Source organism: Sphingomonas sp. AC435, from assembly GCF_979253005.1.
Genome location: NZ_CEEDCJ010000004.1, coordinates 48,498 through 66,225, shown reverse-complemented (window position 1 = coordinate 66,225; position 17,728 = coordinate 48,498). Strand labels below are relative to the sequence as shown.

At 67.7% G+C, this 17,728-nt stretch carries 14 protein-coding genes; 3 read left to right on the top strand and 11 right to left on the bottom strand.

The window, feature by feature from the left end:
* Positions 1–1,698, top strand: a complete 1,698-nt coding sequence (locus tag AC0CH8_RS09370; RefSeq protein WP_465239655.1) for an MFS transporter — start codon at positions 1–3, stop codon at positions 1,696–1,698.
* A gap of 77 nt (positions 1,699–1,775) precedes the next feature.
* Positions 1,776–2,546, top strand: coding sequence for a YkgJ family cysteine cluster protein (locus tag AC0CH8_RS09365; RefSeq protein WP_465239654.1), 771 nt, complete (start codon positions 1,776–1,778; stop codon positions 2,544–2,546).
* Here the strand turns inward: AC0CH8_RS09365 and AC0CH8_RS09360 are convergent.
* Positions 2,531–4,171: a GMC family oxidoreductase gene (locus tag AC0CH8_RS09360; RefSeq protein ID WP_465239653.1), complete on the bottom strand. Its 1,641-nt coding sequence runs from the start codon at positions 4,169–4,171 to the stop codon at positions 2,531–2,533. The two genes, AC0CH8_RS09365 and AC0CH8_RS09360, sit on opposite strands and share 16 nt — an antisense overlap.
* A gap of 282 nt (positions 4,172–4,453) precedes the next feature.
* Here AC0CH8_RS09360 and AC0CH8_RS09355 point away from each other — a divergent pair, with 282 nt between their 5' ends.
* The gene (locus AC0CH8_RS09355; RefSeq protein WP_465239652.1) at positions 4,454–5,827 is read left to right on the top strand and encodes an MFS transporter; all 1,374 of its coding nucleotides are present in this window, start codon (positions 4,454–4,456) and stop codon (positions 5,825–5,827) included.
* A gap of 370 nt (positions 5,828–6,197) precedes the next feature.
* Here the strand turns inward: AC0CH8_RS09355 and AC0CH8_RS09350 are convergent, their stop codons facing one another.
* From AC0CH8_RS09350 to AC0CH8_RS09305, 10 genes are all read right to left on the bottom strand, one after another.
* The gene (locus AC0CH8_RS09350) at positions 6,198–8,441 is read right to left on the bottom strand and encodes a TonB-dependent receptor (protein WP_465239651.1); all 2,244 of its coding nucleotides are present in this window, start codon (positions 8,439–8,441) and stop codon (positions 6,198–6,200) included.
* Between the two features lie 198 nt (positions 8,442–8,639).
* Positions 8,640–9,659 (bottom strand): SMP-30/gluconolactonase/LRE family protein, encoded by a 1,020-nt coding sequence (locus tag AC0CH8_RS09345; RefSeq protein WP_465239650.1) that lies wholly within the window; start codon positions 9,657–9,659, stop codon positions 8,640–8,642.
* Positions 9,660–9,673: 14 nt separating this feature from the next.
* Positions 9,674–12,070, bottom strand: a complete 2,397-nt coding sequence (locus AC0CH8_RS09340) for a membrane-bound PQQ-dependent dehydrogenase, glucose/quinate/shikimate family (protein ID WP_465239649.1) — start codon at positions 12,068–12,070, stop codon at positions 9,674–9,676.
* 115 nt (positions 12,071–12,185) lie between these two features.
* Positions 12,186–13,112, bottom strand: a complete 927-nt coding sequence (locus AC0CH8_RS09335) for a LysR family transcriptional regulator (protein WP_465239648.1) — start codon at positions 13,110–13,112, stop codon at positions 12,186–12,188.
* A gap of 45 nt (positions 13,113–13,157) precedes the next feature.
* Complete coding sequence (locus AC0CH8_RS09330; protein ID WP_465239647.1) at positions 13,158–13,796, bottom strand: 3-oxoacid CoA-transferase subunit B; 639 nt, start codon at positions 13,794–13,796, stop codon at positions 13,158–13,160.
* Positions 13,796–14,503 (bottom strand): CoA transferase subunit A, encoded by a 708-nt coding sequence (locus AC0CH8_RS09325; protein ID WP_465239646.1) that lies wholly within the window; start codon positions 14,501–14,503, stop codon positions 13,796–13,798. The genes AC0CH8_RS09330 and AC0CH8_RS09325 overlap by 1 nt, the downstream gene beginning before the upstream one ends.
* Positions 14,503–15,309: an aspartate/glutamate racemase family protein gene (locus tag AC0CH8_RS09320; RefSeq protein ID WP_465239645.1), complete on the bottom strand. Its 807-nt coding sequence runs from the start codon at positions 15,307–15,309 to the stop codon at positions 14,503–14,505. The genes AC0CH8_RS09325 and AC0CH8_RS09320 overlap by 1 nt, the downstream gene beginning before the upstream one ends.
* On the bottom strand, positions 15,309–16,259 hold the full coding sequence (locus tag AC0CH8_RS09315; RefSeq protein ID WP_465239644.1) for an amidohydrolase family protein: 951 nt from the start codon (positions 16,257–16,259) through the stop codon (positions 15,309–15,311). The genes AC0CH8_RS09320 and AC0CH8_RS09315 overlap by 1 nt, the downstream gene beginning before the upstream one ends.
* On the bottom strand, positions 16,256–16,816 hold the full coding sequence (locus AC0CH8_RS09310; protein ID WP_465239643.1) for a carboxymuconolactone decarboxylase family protein: 561 nt from the start codon (positions 16,814–16,816) through the stop codon (positions 16,256–16,258). The genes AC0CH8_RS09315 and AC0CH8_RS09310 overlap by 4 nt, the downstream gene beginning before the upstream one ends.
* Positions 16,816–17,691: a beta-keto acid cleavage family enzyme gene (locus tag AC0CH8_RS09305; protein ID WP_465239642.1), complete on the bottom strand. Its 876-nt coding sequence runs from the start codon at positions 17,689–17,691 to the stop codon at positions 16,816–16,818. Before AC0CH8_RS09305 ends, AC0CH8_RS09310 begins: the two co-directional genes overlap by 1 nt.
* Positions 17,692–17,728: the final 37 nt, after the last annotated feature.

Here is a 17,728-nt window from a genome sequence, read left to right as displayed (position 1 = left end):
TTGGAGAAGAGATCCACGCCCTACGATGCCGATCCGGCAGCGTCCGCCACGAACGCCGCCGACCCGGCGCTCGCACCGTTTCGCCATCCGGTGTTTCGGGCGGTGTGGATCGCCAGCCTGGTGTCCAACTTCGGCGGGCTGATCCAGTCGGTCGGGGCGGCGTGGATGATGACGAGGGTCGGCGGCACCCCGCAACAGGTGGCGCTGGTGCAGGGTGCGACGACGCTGCCGATCCTGCTGCTGGCATTGTGGGCGGGCGCGGCGGCGGACAATCTCGACAAGCGCAAGGTGATGCTGTGGGCGCAGCTGGCGATGCTGGCGCTGTCGGTCGCGCTGGCGGTGCTGGCGTGGATCGGCTGGCTGTCGCCCGCGATCCTGCTGGTCTTCACCTTCGCCATCGCCTGCGGCACCGCGATCAACGGCCCCGCGTGGCAGGCATCGGTCAGCGACATGGTGCCGCGCGCCGCCCTGCCGCAGGCGGTGGCGCTGAACGGCATGGGCTTCAACATCGCGCGCAGCGTCGGCCCGGCGGTGGGCGGTGCGATCATCGCATTGGCCGGCGCGGCGGCGGCGTTCCTGGTCAACGCATTGTCCTATGTCGGCCTGATCGTCGTGCTGGCGCGGTGGCGTCCGGTGCGCCCGCCACGATTGCTGCCGCGCGAGCAACTGGGCGGAGCGATGACCGCGGGCCTGCGCTACGCCGTGATGTCGCCGCACCTGCGCGTCGTGCTGGGCCGGGCGGCGATCTTCGGCATCGGCGCCAGCGCGGTGCCGGCGTTGCTGCCGCTGGTCGCGCGCGACCTGATCGGTGGCGGGCCGCTGACCTATGGCCTGTTGTTCGGCGGGTTCGGCCTGGGCGCGGTGGTCGGTGCGCTGGTGCTGCAACCGCTGCGCCGGCGCTGGTCGACGGAGGGCGTGACGACGCTCGCCTCGCTGGTGCTGGCGGCGGGCGCGATCGGCGCGGGTCTGGGTGGATCGTTGCTGCTGGCGCTGCCGGCGATGACGCTGGCGGGGGCCGGCTGGGTGTTCGCGCTCGCCACGCTCAACGTCAGCGTCCAGCTCGCCACGCCGCGCTGGGTGGTCGCCCGCGCGCTCGCGCTGTTCCAGATGGCGGCGTATGGCGGGATGGCGCTGGGCAGCTGGCTGTTCGGGATCGCCGCGCAGGATCATGGCCCGGCGATCGCGCTGATGCTGGCCGGCGGCGTGCTGATCGTCAGCGCGCTGAGCGGCCGGCTCTATCCGCTGTCGGATACCGACGACGTCTCGCTCGACCCGCTCGACGACTGGAAGGAGCCGGATACGGCGGTTCCGGTCGACATGCGCAGCGGCCCGATCACGATCGCGGTCGAACACCGCATCGCGCCGGAGGACATCGTCGCTTTCCTGGCGCTGATGAGCGAACGCCGCCGCATCCGCATGCGCGATGGCGCGCGGCATTGGCTGCTGTCGCGCGATCTCGCCGATCCCACCCTGTGGGTCGAGCGGTTCGATTTCGCGACGTGGCTCGACTATGTCCGCCACAACCAGCGCCGGACCATCGCCGATGCGGAAAACCAGGACGCGCTGCGCCGGCTGCGGATCGGGGAATTGCCGTCGGTCGTCCACCGCCTGATCGAACGCTCGGTCGGCGTCGTGCCGACCAGCCTCGACGAACCGACGACGCGCGAACCGATGACCGATCCGACGCGGGCGGCCTGATGGTGAGCGGTCTTCATGATGGTATCAACGACCAGCCGGCTCGCGATCGGCCGTGCGATGGTTCAAGCAGCGATCCGATGACGACGACCGGCGCACCCGTCCTGACATTCGCCTGCACCGCCTGTGGCCGCTGCTGCCAAGGCCTGCGCCTGCCGTTGTCGATCCGGGAGGCGAGGGACTGGAGCGCGGCGGGCGGCGTGGTCGAGCTGTTCTGCGAAGCCGCACCCGATCTCGGCCCGCCCGACGATCCGGCGGCGCTGCATCGCTGGGCGAGCGGGTTTGCCGGCGTCAGCGGCACGTTGCCGATCCGCGTCCGCCTGATGCTCGTCGCCGCGTTCGACGGGCCTTGCCCGCGGCTTCTCCCGGACATGCGGTGCGGCGCCTATGCCGAACGCCCGAGCGCCTGCCGCATCTATCCCGCCGAGATGCGGCCGGATCGCATCGTCGATCCCGCGGCGAAACTGTGTCCGCCGGAGGCGTGGTCTCCCGACGCGCCGCCGTTGATCGATGCGGCCGGCCGGATCGTGGACGAGGAGGTGGACGGCGCCATCGCCGCGCTCACCCATGCGCAACAAACGGATGCCGCTGCCAAGGCGGCGCTGGCGCAGGCACTGGGCCTGCACGCGGTCGCGCTCGCCAACGAAGGAAGCGTGGTCGTCCTGCCCGACGGCGTCCGCCTGCGGGCGGCGATCGATGCGGTGGTGGGTGCGCCCGCCGCGGCACCGGCGGGCTGGCGCTTCGTCACCGATTCCGCCGACACCGCCGCATTGATCGTCGACGCCGGCGGCGAGAGCGGGCCGGCGGCCGGTCTGACCGAGGCGACCTACCGGGCCTATGTCTCCGCCTGAGCCCGGGCGATCGGACGACGCGGCACCGCATCCTGGCGGATCATCGCCGCCGCCTTGACCCCGATCATGATCGTCGGCGCATTGGTGTTGCCCGACGTCAGGAACGGCATGATCGACGCATCGACCACGCGCAGCCGCTCAACGCCGTGCACGCGCAGCCGCGCATCGACCACCGCCAGCGGGTCGTCGCCCATCCTGGCGGTGCCGCCCTGGTGGTGCGCGGAATTGCCGGTTTCCTCCATGAAGCGGTGGATCTGGTCGTCGCTTGCGATGCCGGGGCCGGGAATTTCCTCGGCGACGACGCGCGATGCCATCGGTGGCGCGGCCATGATCCGGCGGATCGTGCGGATGCCCTCGATCATCGTCTCGACATCATAGGCGCTGGTCAGGAAATTGGGTGTCAGCAGCGGCTTGTCCGCCGCGTCGGGGGATGCCAGCGTCACCGTGCCGGTCGCGGTCGGTCGCAATTGGTACACCGAGACGCCCATGCCGGGATATTTATCGACCGCAACCTGCCCGTCCTGATGATAGTTGAAGGTCATCGGGCGGAAGCTGATCTGAAGATCGGCATAGGGCTCCTCCGCCTTCCCCTTCACGAACGCCGCGACCTGCGACGATCCGAGAGCGAGGCAGCCCTTGCGCGTCGCCAGATAGCGCAACCCCTCGCGGAATTTGCGCCAACCGGTCAGCCGGGCGTTGTACGAACTGTCCGCCGTCGCCCGGAACGCGGTGTGGACGTAGAAGTGATCCTGGAGGTTCCGGCCGACGCCGGGCAGGTTGTGGAGCACGGTCACGCCGTGGCGGCGCAACTGTTCGCCCGGCCCGATGCCGGACAGCATCAGCATCTGCGGCGACTTGATCGAACCGGCGGACAGGATCACTTCGCGCGCGGCATGGATCGTCTCCATACGTCCATCGCCGTGCCTGACCTCGACGCCGATCGCCTGCCGTCCGTCGAACAGCACGCGCTGCACCGCGCAGCCGGTCCGGATCGTCAGATTGGGACGGGCGCGCACGGGTTCGACGAAGGCGTTGTAGGCGGAATGGCGGCGGCCGTTGCGGATGCTGTGCTGCATGAAGCCGACGCCGTCGTGCACCTCTCCGTTCATATCCTCGGTCGGTGGGACGCCCAATGCGCGGGCGGCGGCGATGAAGGCGCGGCTGCTCGCCATGCGCTCGACCGGGTCGCTGACGCTCAGCGGTCCGCCGCCGCCGCGCCAGGCGTCGCCGCCACGTTCGAACCGCTCCATCGTGCGGAAATAGGGGAGGACATCGTCATAGCCCCAGCCCGGATTGCCGCGCGCGCGCCAGCCGTCGAAATCACCGGGGTGGCCGCGGATAAAGACCATGCCGTTGATCGCGCTCGATCCGCCGAGCATCTTGCCGCGCGGCCAGTACATCTGACGATCATGCAGCCGCGGCATCGGCTCGGTCCGGAAATTCCAGTTGCGCACGCGGTCGAAGTACAATTTCGCCATGCCGGCGGGGGTATGCACCCAGAAGCGATCCGCGTGCGGACCGGCTTCGAGCAGCAGGACGCTGATGTCCGGATCGTCGGACAGGCCGCGCGCCAGCGGGCAACCGGCCGAACCGGCGCCGACGACGATGTAATCGTGGATCTGCATATCGCAGCTCCTCTCTCATGCCGGCCATCGCACCCCTTGCGCGAGGCCGGTCGTATCGAAGATGCCGCTGTAACATCAGGACTTTGCAAGACCTGCCACATCGGGCGGAAAGAGCTTTCCCGTCAGGCGGTAAGATAACGGGTGTTTTTCGCTAGCTCGTACGAAGTCGCTGCGGGATGATACACGGATACCACCGTCGCATGAACGTCGATGCCGCGGATCCTCATCCGATCCGCGGCGAACAGGGCGAACGGCGGCGGCGAGGAGAGGATTCGGCCGATCATGACCACCGCAACGGACGCCACCAGCCTGTCGAACGGGGTGGCCGCGATGATCGCGGCGGACACCCCGACGGAACCGATCCCCGCCAACACGACCAAGCGGTCGCTGGCCGCGGCGTCGATCGGCAATCTGTGCGAGATCTACGACTTCGCGATCTTCGGCTTTTCGGTGCCGGTATTGTCGCAGCATTTCTTTCCCAACGCCGATCCGGTCACCGCCCTGCTCAGCACGTTCGGCGCGTACGGCGTGGCGTTCCTCGCGCGGCCGTTCGGCGGGCTGCTGTTCGGGATGATGGCGGATCGGGTCGGACGGATCGCGGTGCTCAGCGTCTCGATCTGGCTGATGGCGCTCGGCACGATGGTGATCGGCCTGCTGCCGGTCTATGCGTCGATCGGTGTCGCCGCGCCGATCCTGCTGGTGCTGTGCCGCTGCGCGCAGGGGCTGGCGATGGGCGGCGAGACGACCGGCAACAGCGCGTTCGTGCTCGAATCCGCCCCACCGGGCAGCCGCGGCCGCTGGATCGGCTGGACCTGGTTCTTCGGCTATACCGCCAACGCCGCCGCCGCCTTGCTCATCACGATCCTGCAACTGAGCGGCGGCGCGGAAGCCTATGCCGACTGGATCTGGCGCGTGCCGTTCCTGATGGGTGGAATGATCGGTCTGGTCGGGTTCTGGCTGCGCCGGACGCTGGACGATCCGCAGGAATTCAAGGACGCCCAACAGCTCAAGGAAACGGCCCCGGAAGCGGAGCAGGTCAACTCGCTGCAATCGCTCGGCCGCACCGGCAAGCGTTCGATCTTCAACGTCATCATGGTGCAGGCCCCGCTCGCGGTCGGCGCCAACATGATGATCGCCTTCCTCTATCCCTTCCTGATCCGCGAGGGCGGACTGTCCGCACCGTCGGCGCTGTTCTCCAACGCGGCGGCGATCATGGTGCTGGCCGCGATGATGCCGATATCGGGTGCACTGGGCGATCGCTTCGGGCGCAAGCCGATCCTGTTCGCGGGCGGGCTGCTGATGGCGCTGGTCGCGTTCCCCGCGTTGATGCTGGCGGCGTCGGGTAATGTCTATGCCGCGTTCGTGGGTCAGGTGATGCTGGCGCTCGGCGTCGGGCTGTACGGTGGCACGGCGTTCACGACGATGCCGGAGCTGTTCCCCACCGCCTTCCGCGCGACCGGCCACGCCATCGCCTATCAGGTCGGCACGGTATTGTTCGGCGGCACCGCGCCGCTGGTCGCCGCCTGGTTGTCGCACCGGTTCGACCCAGTGGCACCGGCGGGCTATCTGGTCTTCATCGGGATCGTCGGTGCGATTGTCGCCCGCACGATCCCCGAGAGCAGCCAGACCGATCTGCGGACCTCCGTCATCCACTGACGCCGATCACCGCAACGTCTGATACGAGCCGCCCGGCGTCATCGCCGGGCGGCTTTTTCTTTGTCTGCATCGCTCGCGGATCAGGACACGTAGGGTGATTTAAGGCTGCCGCCATCGACGGCGGTATGGGCAAGCGGGCGCATGGCAGACGTCCCCCACCTTGTCGCTCTCAGCCCCCTGCCGCTCGCCGTGATCCGCTGGCGCGGCGTGCCGAGGAGCGCCGCGCGGGCATGGGCAACCTGATGCGCTCTACGCCGTTCGGGACTTCACTCGCCCCCCTCGCATATGCTGGGACGCCCCACGCAAAAAAAGCCCGGCGATCCCGAAGGAACGCCGGGCCTGGAAGGCTGCCGGGCGGAGAGAGCCCCGGTCAGTAGCGCGCCGTCAGTCGCAGTCCGTAGGTGCGCGGGCGGTTCACCTGCTGCCCGGTGCCGTAGGGCGCGGTGGTGTAGCGGATGTTGTAGGTCACCTGATCGGTCAGATTGTCGATGTAGAACCCGATCGCATAGCGTTCGTCGGCGGGACCGATCGAGCCGCTCATGCGCGCGGTGGTGAAGGTCGGCTGCGTGTCGGCCCGCAGCGGGCCACCGCCACCGGGGAAGAAGGTGAACGAGCTCGAGTGGTTGACCAGACCCGTCAGGTTGCCGATCCAGCCGCCGCCGATCTCGCCCGACAACGTAGCACCGACGAACGCTGTAAAGGTCGGCGCGTGCGGGAGCGCAAAGCCGGTCAGGTTCTCGGTTCCCGGTGTCGTGCCGATGATCCGACCGGCAGCATCACGCCGCACGACCTGCACGCCGGCATTGTCGAAATTGACGTAGCGCGACTTCATCAGCGTAGCGCCGCCGAGGAATTGAAGCCACGCCGTCGGCTTCCAGCTGGCATCGGCGTCGATGCCGTTGATCTTGGCGTCGGGGTTCTGGAACAGCGCGACACTGGGTCCGCCCTGGTCGATCGCCTGCGTCTGCAACTGCTTATAGTCGTAATGGTAGGCCGCGATGTTGAAGCGGAACTGGCGATCCGACGATTCGAACTTCGCGCCGACCTCATACCCGTCCAGCGTCTCCGGCAGGAACGCCTGGAGCGGCACCGCCGGCGTGCTGAATCCGCCCGCCTTGTTGCCGCGGTTGTACGATGCGTAGAGGTTCACCGGGCCGGTGTCGTAGGCGACGACCAGGCGCGGCGAGAAGCTCTTGAAGGTCACGCGCTGGTTCGGTTCGCCGGTGCGGCGACCCTCGCGTCGATCCCAGGTATACCGGCCACCCGCAGTGATCGTCAGCCGGTCCGTCGGCTTCACGTTCACTTCGCCGAACGGCGAGAAGCTGGTCGTGTCGATATAGGCGAGGTTCGCAGGCGAGAAGGGCGGCAGCAGGTTCGGCACGACATGCAGCGCGTAGGTGGATTTGTCGTTCAGGTAATCCACGCCGACCAGCGCCTCGATCATGCCGCCGAAATTGGAGGCGGCCGTGACGTTCTGGTTGAACGTGCGATTGGTCGACGGGATCACGAAGTTGAGCCCCCCGGCCCCCGGCGTGCCGTTGATGTTGGTCAGGTCGGCATCGACGAAATCGTCGGTGCGGTTCTTCTCGTACGCCGTCACCGTGCTGATCGTCACCTTGCCCGCGTCATATTTCAGCCGCAGGTTGTAGAGGTCGTTCTTCGCCACCGTGCCGACGCCGCCGTTCAGCAGGTTGATCGTCGTCGTGAACGGATCCGCGAGCGGGTACGTGTACGGCGTCAGCGAGCACAGGCTGCACAGATTGTTCGGCAGGATCTGCGAATTGGCGGGCAGCGAGTTCTTGCGGCTGTCGTGCTGGATCATCGCGATCGCGGTGAAATCGGCGGTCGGCTTCCACAGCAGCTTGCCGCGGATCGAGGAATTGTCCGCCCAGCCGAACATGTAGTTATCGGGGAGGTTGCGGATGTAGCCGCCGTCCGTGCGATAGCGGCCCGACACGCGCAGCGCGAGCGTATCGCTGAGCGGCACGTTCAGCACGCCCTCGATCAGGCGGTGATCCTGGTTGCCGATCTCGCCCGTCACCCGTGCGCTTTTCTCGAACTCCGGATCGGCGGTGTTGATCAGGATCGCGCCGCCGGTCGAGTTGCGACCCCAGAGCGTTCCCTGCGGTCCCTTCAGCACCTGCAACGAGGCGAGGTCCATCACGTCGAGGTTGCCGCCCTTGCCGCGCTCGACATAGCCGCCATCGACATAGACCGAGATCGGGTTTTCGACACCGGGGCTGGAGAAGGCCGCGCCGACGCCGCGGATGTAGGTCATGGCGTAACCAATGCCGGTGGTGATCGACAGGCCGGGCGTGACGATCTGCACCGTCTGCACGTCGCGGATGTTGAGCTGGTTGGCGATTTCCGGCGAGATCGAGGTTACCGCGATCGGCACCTCGCGGAGGCGTTCCGAACGGCGCTGCGCCGTCACGACGATATCTTCCAGCTGGGTCGAAGAGGTCGTGTCCGCAACCTGGCTCCCGGCGGCCGAGGCAGGTGTCGTGCTATCCTGTGCCGTCGCGGCTGCAACAGCCGCTGGGACGTCCTGACCTGCGGCGGCTCCCGATGCCATCAGCGCGGCGGCACCGACGGACGCGTATAATGCTTTCACTGCAATCCCCTCCTCTACCATCCGACATCCGGATGTTTATTCACCCGCTTGTCGTTCGAGGGTCCGGCAAGTCTTTTGGAGACTAGGTCGGCCCCCGGCGCAGCGAGGTGTTGAGGGAAAGGTATGGCTGCGAAACGAAACCGACCAAGGCGCCTACGTGGGAAGGTGCTTGCGCGCAGACGCCAAGATCGACGTCGATTACCCGCCGCTGTGGGAATAGGGCATCGCTGCCGGTGCGAAGGTGCGCGAACGCAGGATGCGCGCCGGCTGACCGGTGCCGTCGCTGGTGACGATATACAGGTCGGTGCTGCCCGGCCGGATCGCGCTGTTGGTCGATCCGAGGTTGTGGCCGGCATCGCGGTCCGGCAGCAGCACCTGACCGATCGGCACGCCGTTGCGGCCGAATGCCAGCACCCTGCCCTGCCCGTACAGCGCCACATACAGGTTGCCGTCGCGATCGGTGCGCAGCGAGTCCGGTGCCGGCCCGGTGAAGCGATAGGCGAGCGCGGTGCCGAGCGGCGCCGGATGCGTCGCATCCGCCAGCAGTACGCGGTACAGCGCGTTGCGGCCGAACTCGGTCGCCCACAACGTCTTGCCGTCGGGACTCAAAGCCACGCCGTTCGCCATCGCGATGTTCGGCAGCACGACGGTAGCGGTCTTTGCGTTGGGCGCGACATAATAGATGCCGCCCTTCGGCTCCGTCGCCGTGCCGCGGAAGTCGGAGAAATACAGCCCGCCCTCCGCGTCGAACACCACGTCGTTCGGCATGAACCCCGCCGATGCCGGGATGATCGTCGTCAACCCGCTGCCGTCCGGCCGTATGCTCAGGATCGCGCCCTTCTCGCCCGGGATATCGATCGCGGCGATGAAGATGCGGCCGTCGCGGTGGATCGCGAGGCCGCCCGGCCCCAGTCCCTGCAACGTCACGACGGTCGACACGCGCTTGTCCGGCGTCACCCGCAACACGCGCCGCCCGGCGACATCGGAGAACAACAGATTGCCGTCGCGCTCCAACGCCGGCCCCTCCAGATCGCGCACGCCGGGCAGTTCCAGCCACGGCACCGCCGTGACCGTCTGCACGCCGCGCTCGCCGGGCGGGATCGGCACCGGCGTGCGTGTCTGCGCGTCATAGGTTAGCGCCTGCTGCGCCGGGGCGGCAGCGGGCATGATGGCGGCTCCGGCGATCACGCCGGTGACCAGCATACGAACGGCGATCATGAGCGAGGGTCCTTTCAGCGGGTCGGTAGCGCGAAGGCGACGAGCTTCGTCCCCGCCGGCATCGAGAAGGCGGGACGACCACCAGCCGCGACCACCACCATCTGTCGCCCGCTCCGCGGCGCGCGATAGGTCAGCGGCGTGACGCTGGCGCTGAACGGGATGCGGACGTGCCACAACTCCTTGCCGGTCGCGGTGTCGAAGGCGCGAAACGCCTTTTCCGCCGCGGCGCCGATGAACACGACCCCGCCGCGCGTGGTCACCGCGCCGCCAGCGTTCGGCGCGCCGATCGTGATCGGCAGCATCGACGGGATCCCGAGCGGACCGAGATCGCGCGCGGTGCCGAGCGGCTTGGACCACAACAGCTTGCCGGTGCGCAGGTCGATTGCGGAGATCGATCCCCAAGGGGGCGCGGTGCACGGCGATCCGAGCGGCGACAGGAAGTTGGTGCCGATCGCGCCATACGGCGTATTCTCCATCGGCCGATCCTTTGATCCGCCTGCATCAAGGCCGTCCGACAGCTTGAGCTTCTCCTTGATCGCCCGCTCGCGCGTCATCAGCTCGACACGGTCCGGCAGCTGCATCCAGTTGACGATCATGATGCCGCGATCGACGTCGATCGACGCGCTGCCCCAATTGACCCCGCCGATAGACCCCGGCGCCTGCAACACCGGCTTGTTGAGCGTCAGCGGCGTGAACTGCCCCTCATACCGCGAGCGTTTGAACAGGATGCGACAGATCATCTGGTCGATCGGCGTGACGCCCCACATATCCTTTTCGCGCAGAACCGGGCCGCGGAAGGCGGGCAGCGACAGCGACGCGGGCTGCGTCGGCGACAGCCGCTCGCCGGGAACGATCCCGCCCTGCGGCGTGCGCTGTTCGGTGACCGGCAGGATCGGGCGGCCGGTCTGGCGATCGAGCACGAACACCTCGCCGCGCTTGGTCGGCTGGATCAGCGCGCGGCGGATGCCGTTCGGCGTCGGCAGGTCGACCAGCGTCGGCTGCGACGGCACGTCGTAATCCCAGATGTCGTGATGCACCGTCTGGAAGCGCCAGCGCAGCCGGCCCGTCTCCGCATCCAGCGCGATCACCGACGACCCCAGCGCATCGTCGAACGGCCGGCGCTGACCGCCGAAATTGTCCGGCGTCGCGCCGCCGATCGGGAAATAGACCAGCCCCAGCGTCTCGTCCGCGCTGATCGGCGCCCAGCTGTTGGGCGACGAGCGGGTATAGGTCTCGCCGGCCGGCGGCGCGCCGATCCGCTCCGGGTGACCCGCGTCGAACGCCCAGGCGAGTTGGCCGGTGACCGCGTCATAGGCGCGCATCACGCCCGACGGCCCGCCCCATTGCTGTCCGTCGGGAATGCCGCCGCCGACGACAACTTTACCGCGCACGATTTGCGACGCGGAGCTGACGTAATATTGCCCGTAGGGGTAGCGGCCGATACCGTCCTTCAGGTTGACGCGACCGCCCGCGGCGAAGCCGGGACAGAAGCGGCCGGTGCGCGCATCGAGCGCGACGAGGTTCGGCGTCTGGTTCGCCATGAAGATGCGTTCGGCGCACAGGCCGGTCGCGCCGGGAACCTTGTAATAGGCGACGCCGCGGCAGGGTTTGCCGGTTTCGGTCGCGCCGCCGGAGGTGTCGACGCGCCAGCGCACAGCACCGGTTTCCGCATCGAACGATACCGCGCGGCTATAGCCGTCGCACGCGTAGAGCGCGTCGCCGATCATGATTGGCGTCACCTCCAGCCCATTGGGCTTGCCCCGCCCCGCCGGGCCGAAATCCGCCTCCCACACCTGCTTCAACCCGGCGACGTTGCCGGCGTTGATGTCGGTCAGCGGGCTGAAGCGCGTTCCGCCCTGATCGTTGCCATAGGCCTGCCAGTCGGTGGCGGTGATCGCCGCGAGCGGTTGCGGCAGGCGCGACGGCGCGGCACCTTGCATGCCCGTGCGGTAGACCGGCTTCTCCGGATCGGCAGGGCCGATCGCATGCAGCCCGGTGCCGACGACGAGCGCAACCGCCAATGCGGCTGCAAATGCTGGGAGCCCGCGACGCGCCGCGGGTGTCTTGCCGGCGCGCAGTCGCCAGACGGGCGGCAACAGCAGGGCCAGGCCGAGCACGAACGGCGCGATGATCCGCGGTGCCAATTGCCAGCCGTCGAAGCCGACCTCCCACAGGCTCCACGCCAGCGTCCACACGAGCATCGCCGCGTACAGCGTCAGCCCGCGCGCATCGCCGCGCCAGATCAGCACGCCACTGGCCAGCACCGCGATGCCGGTCACGAGATAATAGAGCGAACCCCCGTCGAGTACGAGCGCCATGCCGCCGACCGTCAGCGCAAGGCCGACGACCGCCACGATGATCGCTACCGCGCGGCGAACCAGCCGCGCTCCTGTTCCGTCCGGGGCTGCCATGATCATCTCTCCTGAAGGATCGCGGGCTGCGTCGCCCGTCGTATGTCGGGTTGGGATAGCATCGCGCACGGCAGGCCGATCCCCGCGCCCGGCTCAATGCGGCCATGAACGGCGCTCATGTCAGCGGCGCCTGATGGCGGCGGAACAGGTCGACGAGAAAGTCGACGAACACGCGCGTCTTGGGCGATAGCCGGCGGCTCGACGGATAGACGACGTACAGCGCGGTATCGAATTCGGTCGGGCTGACCTCGTAATCGGTCATCACCTGCACCAGTTGCCCGCTGTCGAGATCCTCCTGCACCATCGATCGTTGCAGCATGACGATGCCCAGCCCGTTGATCGCGCTCGTCCGCAACACCGCGCCGTTGTCGGTCTGGAGGTTGCCGGTGACCGGCACCTCGATCGTCTCGTCGTCCTTGGTCAGTCGCCAGCGATTGAGGTAGTTGCGCGCCAGGAACAGCAGGCAATTGTGCGCGTCGAGGTCGCTCGGCAGGCGCGGTTCGCCGTTCCGCTTGAGGTAATCGGGACTGGCGCACATCACCCGGCGGCTGGGGCTGAGCCGTCGTGCGACAAGGCTGGAATCCTGCAGATTGCCCAGCCACATCGCGACATCGATCGCCTCGGCGACCAGATCGGCGCGCTCGTCGGTCAGCGTCAGGTCGAGCGTCACGTCGGGATTGCGGCGGAAGAAGTTGGGCAGCGCCGGCACCACGACCTGCAACCCGATCGACGTGCGCAGATGGACGCGCAGCCGTCCCTTCGTCCCCTGTTGATACGATGCTACGTCGCGCTTCATCGCATCGATCTGGTCGAGCACTTCGATCAGCCGCTGGTAATAGATCGTGCCCGCCTCCGACAGCGACTGCGATCGCGTCGTGCGGTTGAGCAGCCGTACGCCGAGCGAGGCTTCCAGCCGGCTCAACTGCCGGGCGATCGAGGTCACCGACGTGTCGAGCTGCCGTGCCGCGGCGGACATGCTGCCGCTCTTCACGATCTGCACGAAGGCGCGATCCAGCTTCAATTCATCCAGTGCGCTCGCCATCGCAACCCTCCCTGTCATGGTCGGTCGCGCGATGGCCGGCGGCGTTCATGCGACGGCGAACGCCGCGGTCGTGTTCGCGCGAATCTGATCCATGTTAACACCTGGAGCGCATTCGACCAGCTTAAACAATGATGTTTGATCCGGCCGCCGAAACACCGCCAAGTCGGTGACAATCATGTCGACGACGTTCTTGCCGGTCAGCGGCAACGTGCAGGACGGGATGAACTTGGGGCTGCCGTCCTTGGCATTGTGATCCATCACGACGATGATCTGCTTGACCCCGGCGACGAGGTCCATCGCCCCGCCCATGCCCTTGATCATCTTGCCCGGGATCATCCAATTGGCGATGTCGCCGCCCTCGCTGACCTCCATCGCCCCGAGCACGGTAAGGTCGATATGGCCGCCGCGGATCATCGCGAAGCTCTGCTCGCTGCCGAAATACGCGCTCTGCGGCAGCTCGCTGATCGTCTGCTTACCGGCGTTGATCAGGTCGGGATCGACCTCGTCCTCATATGGAAAAGGACCGATGCCGAGCATGCCGTTTTCGGACTGGAGCGTCACCGTCATGCCCGCGGGAATGTTGTTGGCGACCAGCGTCGGGATGCCGATGCCGAGGTTGACGTAGAACCCGTCCTGCAATTCCTGTGCGGCGCGCGCCGCCATCTGGTTGCGATCCCAGGGCATCAGGCGACCTCCCTTTCGCGGGTGAAGCGGAATTCGATCTTCTTGTCGTACGGGCTGCCGACGATCATCCGCTTCACGTAGATGCCGGGCAGGTGGATCGCATCGGGATCGAGGCTGCCGACCGGCACGACTTCCTCGACTTCGGCGACGCAGATGCGGCCCGCGGTCGCCATCGGCTGGTTGAAGTTGCGCGCGGTCTTGCGGAAGATGAGGTTGCCGCTCTCGTCCGCCTTCCACCCCTTGATGATGCTGATGTCCGATCGGATGCCGCGTTCGAGGATGTACTCCTCGCCGTCGAAGGTTTTCACCTCCTTGCCCTCGGCGACCAAGGTGCCGACGCCGGTCCTGGTGTAGAAGCCGGGGATGCCCGCGCCCCCTGCCCGGCAGCGTTCGGCGAGCGTGCCTTGCGGGCAGAATTCCACCTCCAGTTCGCCGGAGAGATACTGGCGCTCGAATTCCTTGTTCTCGCCGACATAGCTGGAGATCATCTTCCTGACCTGACGCGTCCGCAGGAGCTTGCCGAGCCCCTCGCCGTCGATGCCGGCATTGTTGCTGGCGATCGTCAGGTCCTTGACGCCCGACGCCTGGATCGCGTCGATCAGCCGTTCGGGGATACCGCACAGGCCGAACCCGCCGGCGCAGATCGTCATGCCGTCGTGCAGGAGTCCATCGAGGGCGGCGGCGGCGTCGGAATACAGCTTCCGCATTATTCCGCCCCCGGATAGACGTGGTCGCCATAGGCCGCGCGCACGTCGGCGAGCAGCTTGCCGGTCGGCGCGGCGTATTTCATACGCTTGCTGGTGAAGACGCCGGTCACCGCGCGCATCCCCACCGCCATCTCGGCCGTCTTCACCAATGCGGTGACGCCGTTCAGCACCGGCGTGCCGTCGATCTGGTGGATGCCCGCCTGCGTCAGCACCGTCATCAGGCTGCCGCCCGCGGGGATCAGTACCTCCGCCCCCTTGGCGAGCGCGACCTGCGCCACCTCGACGAACTGACGCACCACCTCCGCCCGCGCGGTCTCGTCACGCAAGGCGAGGTCGAACACGCCGGGCCGTTCGACGGTCATATGCTCGACCGACACCATGCGCGAGGACAGGCCCTGCGACTGCACGCCCTCGACGATGCGTGGCACGAACTTCGGGTTGACGTTGATGAGCGAGAAACTCGCGCCCATCAGGCACGCCATCTGCACCGACGATTCCCGCAGGCCGAGCACCGGGATGTTCAGCAGTTCGCGCAATTCGTGCAGGCCGGGTTCGAAGATGTTGCCGACCAGAAACGCGTCGTAGCCGTCGCGCTCCGCCTGCATGCCGCGCTCGGTCACCTCGATCGTGTCGAGCAGTTCGAGGTAGCGATACTGGTCCGCCACCGCGCGATGCGGGCTGAGCCCGGCGATCGTGATCTCGGTCCCCGGCGCCGCCGCCTGTTCGACGATCGCCTTCAACTGCCGCCCGTAATGGCCGTCGGTCGAGCCGCGCGATACGCCGAAGCTTTGATAATAGAGCCGCATCAATGATCCTTCCGCTGATCGGTCGCGAGCCGGTAGAAGCGCGTGGCGGTACCCCGGAACAGCCGGTCCTTCTCCGCCTCGCTTGCGCCCGCCGCGACCAGCTTCATCGCATTCCAACCCGTCGCATAGCCATGCCCCGGCCGGTCGGCCGGGAAATTGCTCGCGAACATCGCCCGTCCCGCCCCGAACAGCTCGATGCACGTTTCCATCCACGGCCGCCACGCCGCCGCCAGATCGCGTGCGCGCTGCGCCTTCGGAAAGCCGGCGGAGGGCATGCCGAGCCCGGACAGCTTGACGGAGACGTTCGGTCGCTCGGCCAGCGCACGCATCCCCGTGCGCCACGTCGCGAAAACGTCGGTGTCGCCCATGATCGGCCCGCCGCAATGATCGACCACGATCGCCGTGTCGGGAAAGTCGCCGGCGAGACGCGCGAGCCGTGGCAGTTGCGGGTACAGCACCCAAGCATCGAAGCTGAGCCCGAGCGGCGCCAGATGCCGAAACCCCGCACGAAACGCGATGTCGTCCATCATCGCTTCGCTGGTCGGATAGGCGGGGTTGAGCCGCGCCGGATTGCGGTCCCACGCCAGGATATGCCGGATGCCGCGCACCCGCCCCTCGCCCGCCGTCAGATGCGCATCGAGCACCGGCCGCACCGCATCGCCGAGGGTCAGGTCCGCAAACGGCACGATCGCCGCGGCGACGTTGCGTCGTCCCGCCGCCTCCGCCACCCGCCGCGCGAACCGCGTCTCACCGACCGGCGCCAGCGCCTCGCCGGCCGCCGCGTCATAGCCATGCCGTGCCTGCACCAGCACCGTCGCGACAACGGCATGCCCGCTGTCGAGATCGGCGGTGAACTCATCGAGCAGATAGCGCGCATTCGCCCGATCGTAGAGGTGATGATGCGCATCGACGATCGGCCGATCGGGTTCGACGATCGCCTCCGCCATCATCGCGCCATTTCCAAATCGCGCAACGCGGGAGCAACATTCTCGGGCAGGCCAAGTTCGAACGCGTTGAGCGTCAACGACACCATGCAGTAATAGCCGAGCGTCGCGACCAGCTCGACCAAGGCGCGTTCGCCGAGCAGGTCGATCGCCTCGCCGTAGCGCGCTGCGGACAGACGGCCGCTTGCCAGCATCTCCTGCGACACATGGTACACCAGCTCCGTCTCGGGGTCCGCGAAGGGCGGCGGGTCGCGGCGCGCGACGGCCGCGATCACCTCCGGCTCCAGTCCGGCATCGAGCGCGAGGCGGCTGTGCGCGGTCCATTCGTGATGCGACGTCCAGTGGCGCGCGCAGATCAGGATCGCCAGTTCGGTCAGTCGCGCCGGCAATGCCGTGTCGTAGCGCAGCAGCTCCCCGACGCGCTGGCCGCGCCGTGCGAGTTCCGGGTTGCGCAGCCACGCGATCATTGGCGCCGGCACTTTGCCGCGCTTGCCCGCCGCCGCCTCGTCGCACACGCAACGCTGCTCGTCGGTCAGCACATCGGGCATGGCGAGCCGTGCCATCAGCCGAGCTTCAGGATGTCGCGCGCCTGCGCCGGCGTCGCCACTTCGTAGCCCAGTTCGCGCACGATCCGCGCCGCACGCGCAACGAGAGGCGCGTTGCCCGTCGCGAGTTCGCCCTTCGCCATGAACAGATTGTCCTCCAGCCCGACGCGCACATGCCCGCCGAGCACCGCCGCCTGCGCCGCCATCGGGAATTGCTGCGCCGAGATGCCGAACGCGCTCCAATGCGCGTTGCCGGGCAGCATGTTGCGCATCGCGATCATGCCCTCCGACGTTGCCGGCGCGCCCCAGGGGATGCCGAGGCACAGCTGGAAGAACGGCGGGTCCGCGAACAGTCCGTTGCGGTACATGTGCAACGCCAGGGCGACATGGCCGAGGTCGAAGACTTCCAGTTCGGGCTTCACGCCGACGGCGCGAACGGCGGTCGCGATCGCCTCGATATGGTCGGGGACGTTGACGAACGCGTGCCGCCCGAAGTTCATCGTCGCCACGTCGAGGCTGCAGATATCCGGCAACAATTCCAGCACGTGATCCATGCGATCGGCCGGCGCGGCGATGCCGCCGTCGTTGGCGTTGCGATTGGGGTCGCCGACATCCGGCATGTAGCGCGCGCCGACGCCGGTGGTGAGGTTGATGACGAGATCGGTGCCCGCCGCCCGGATCCGCTGCACCACGTCGCGGTACAGCGCGATGTCGCGGCTGGGCGATCCGTCGGCGGGATTGCGAACGTGGATGTGCGCGATCGCCGCGCCGGCCTCATGCGCCGCCAGCGCCTCCGACGCGATCTGTTCGGGCGTGATCGGCACGTGCGGGCTCAGCCGGGGGGTGTCGCCCGATCCGGTAAGCGCACAGCTGATGATGACGGGTCTGCTCACGAATGCTCTCCTGCGCCGGCTCTCGAGGGCCGGTTGT

Coding starts and splice junctions, on each gene's coding strand:
- AC0CH8_RS09365 (WP_465239654.1), top strand. CDS start 1,776: ATGACGACGACCGGCGCACCCGTCCTGACATTCGCCTGCACCGCCTGT.
- AC0CH8_RS09360 (WP_465239653.1), bottom strand. CDS start 4,171: ATGCAGATCCACGATTACATCGTCGTCGGCGCCGGTTCGGCCGGTTGC.
- AC0CH8_RS09355 (WP_465239652.1), top strand. CDS start 4,454: ATGACCACCGCAACGGACGCCACCAGCCTGTCGAACGGGGTGGCCGCG.
- AC0CH8_RS09345 (WP_465239650.1), bottom strand. CDS start 9,659: ATGATCGCCGTTCGTATGCTGGTCACCGGCGTGATCGCCGGAGCCGCC.
- AC0CH8_RS09340 (WP_465239649.1), bottom strand. CDS start 12,070: ATGGCAGCCCCGGACGGAACAGGAGCGCGGCTGGTTCGCCGCGCGGTA.
- AC0CH8_RS09335 (WP_465239648.1), bottom strand. CDS start 13,112: ATGGCGAGCGCACTGGATGAATTGAAGCTGGATCGCGCCTTCGTGCAG.
- AC0CH8_RS09330 (WP_465239647.1), bottom strand. CDS start 13,796: ATGCCCTGGGATCGCAACCAGATGGCGGCGCGCGCCGCACAGGAATTG.
- AC0CH8_RS09325 (WP_465239646.1), bottom strand. CDS start 14,503: ATGCGGAAGCTGTATTCCGACGCCGCCGCCGCCCTCGATGGACTCCTG.
- AC0CH8_RS09320 (WP_465239645.1), bottom strand. CDS start 15,309: ATGCGGCTCTATTATCAAAGCTTCGGCGTATCGCGCGGCTCGACCGAC.
- AC0CH8_RS09315 (WP_465239644.1), bottom strand. CDS start 16,259: ATGATGGCGGAGGCGATCGTCGAACCCGATCGGCCGATCGTCGATGCG.
- AC0CH8_RS09310 (WP_465239643.1), bottom strand. CDS start 16,816: ATGGCACGGCTCGCCATGCCCGATGTGCTGACCGACGAGCAGCGTTGC.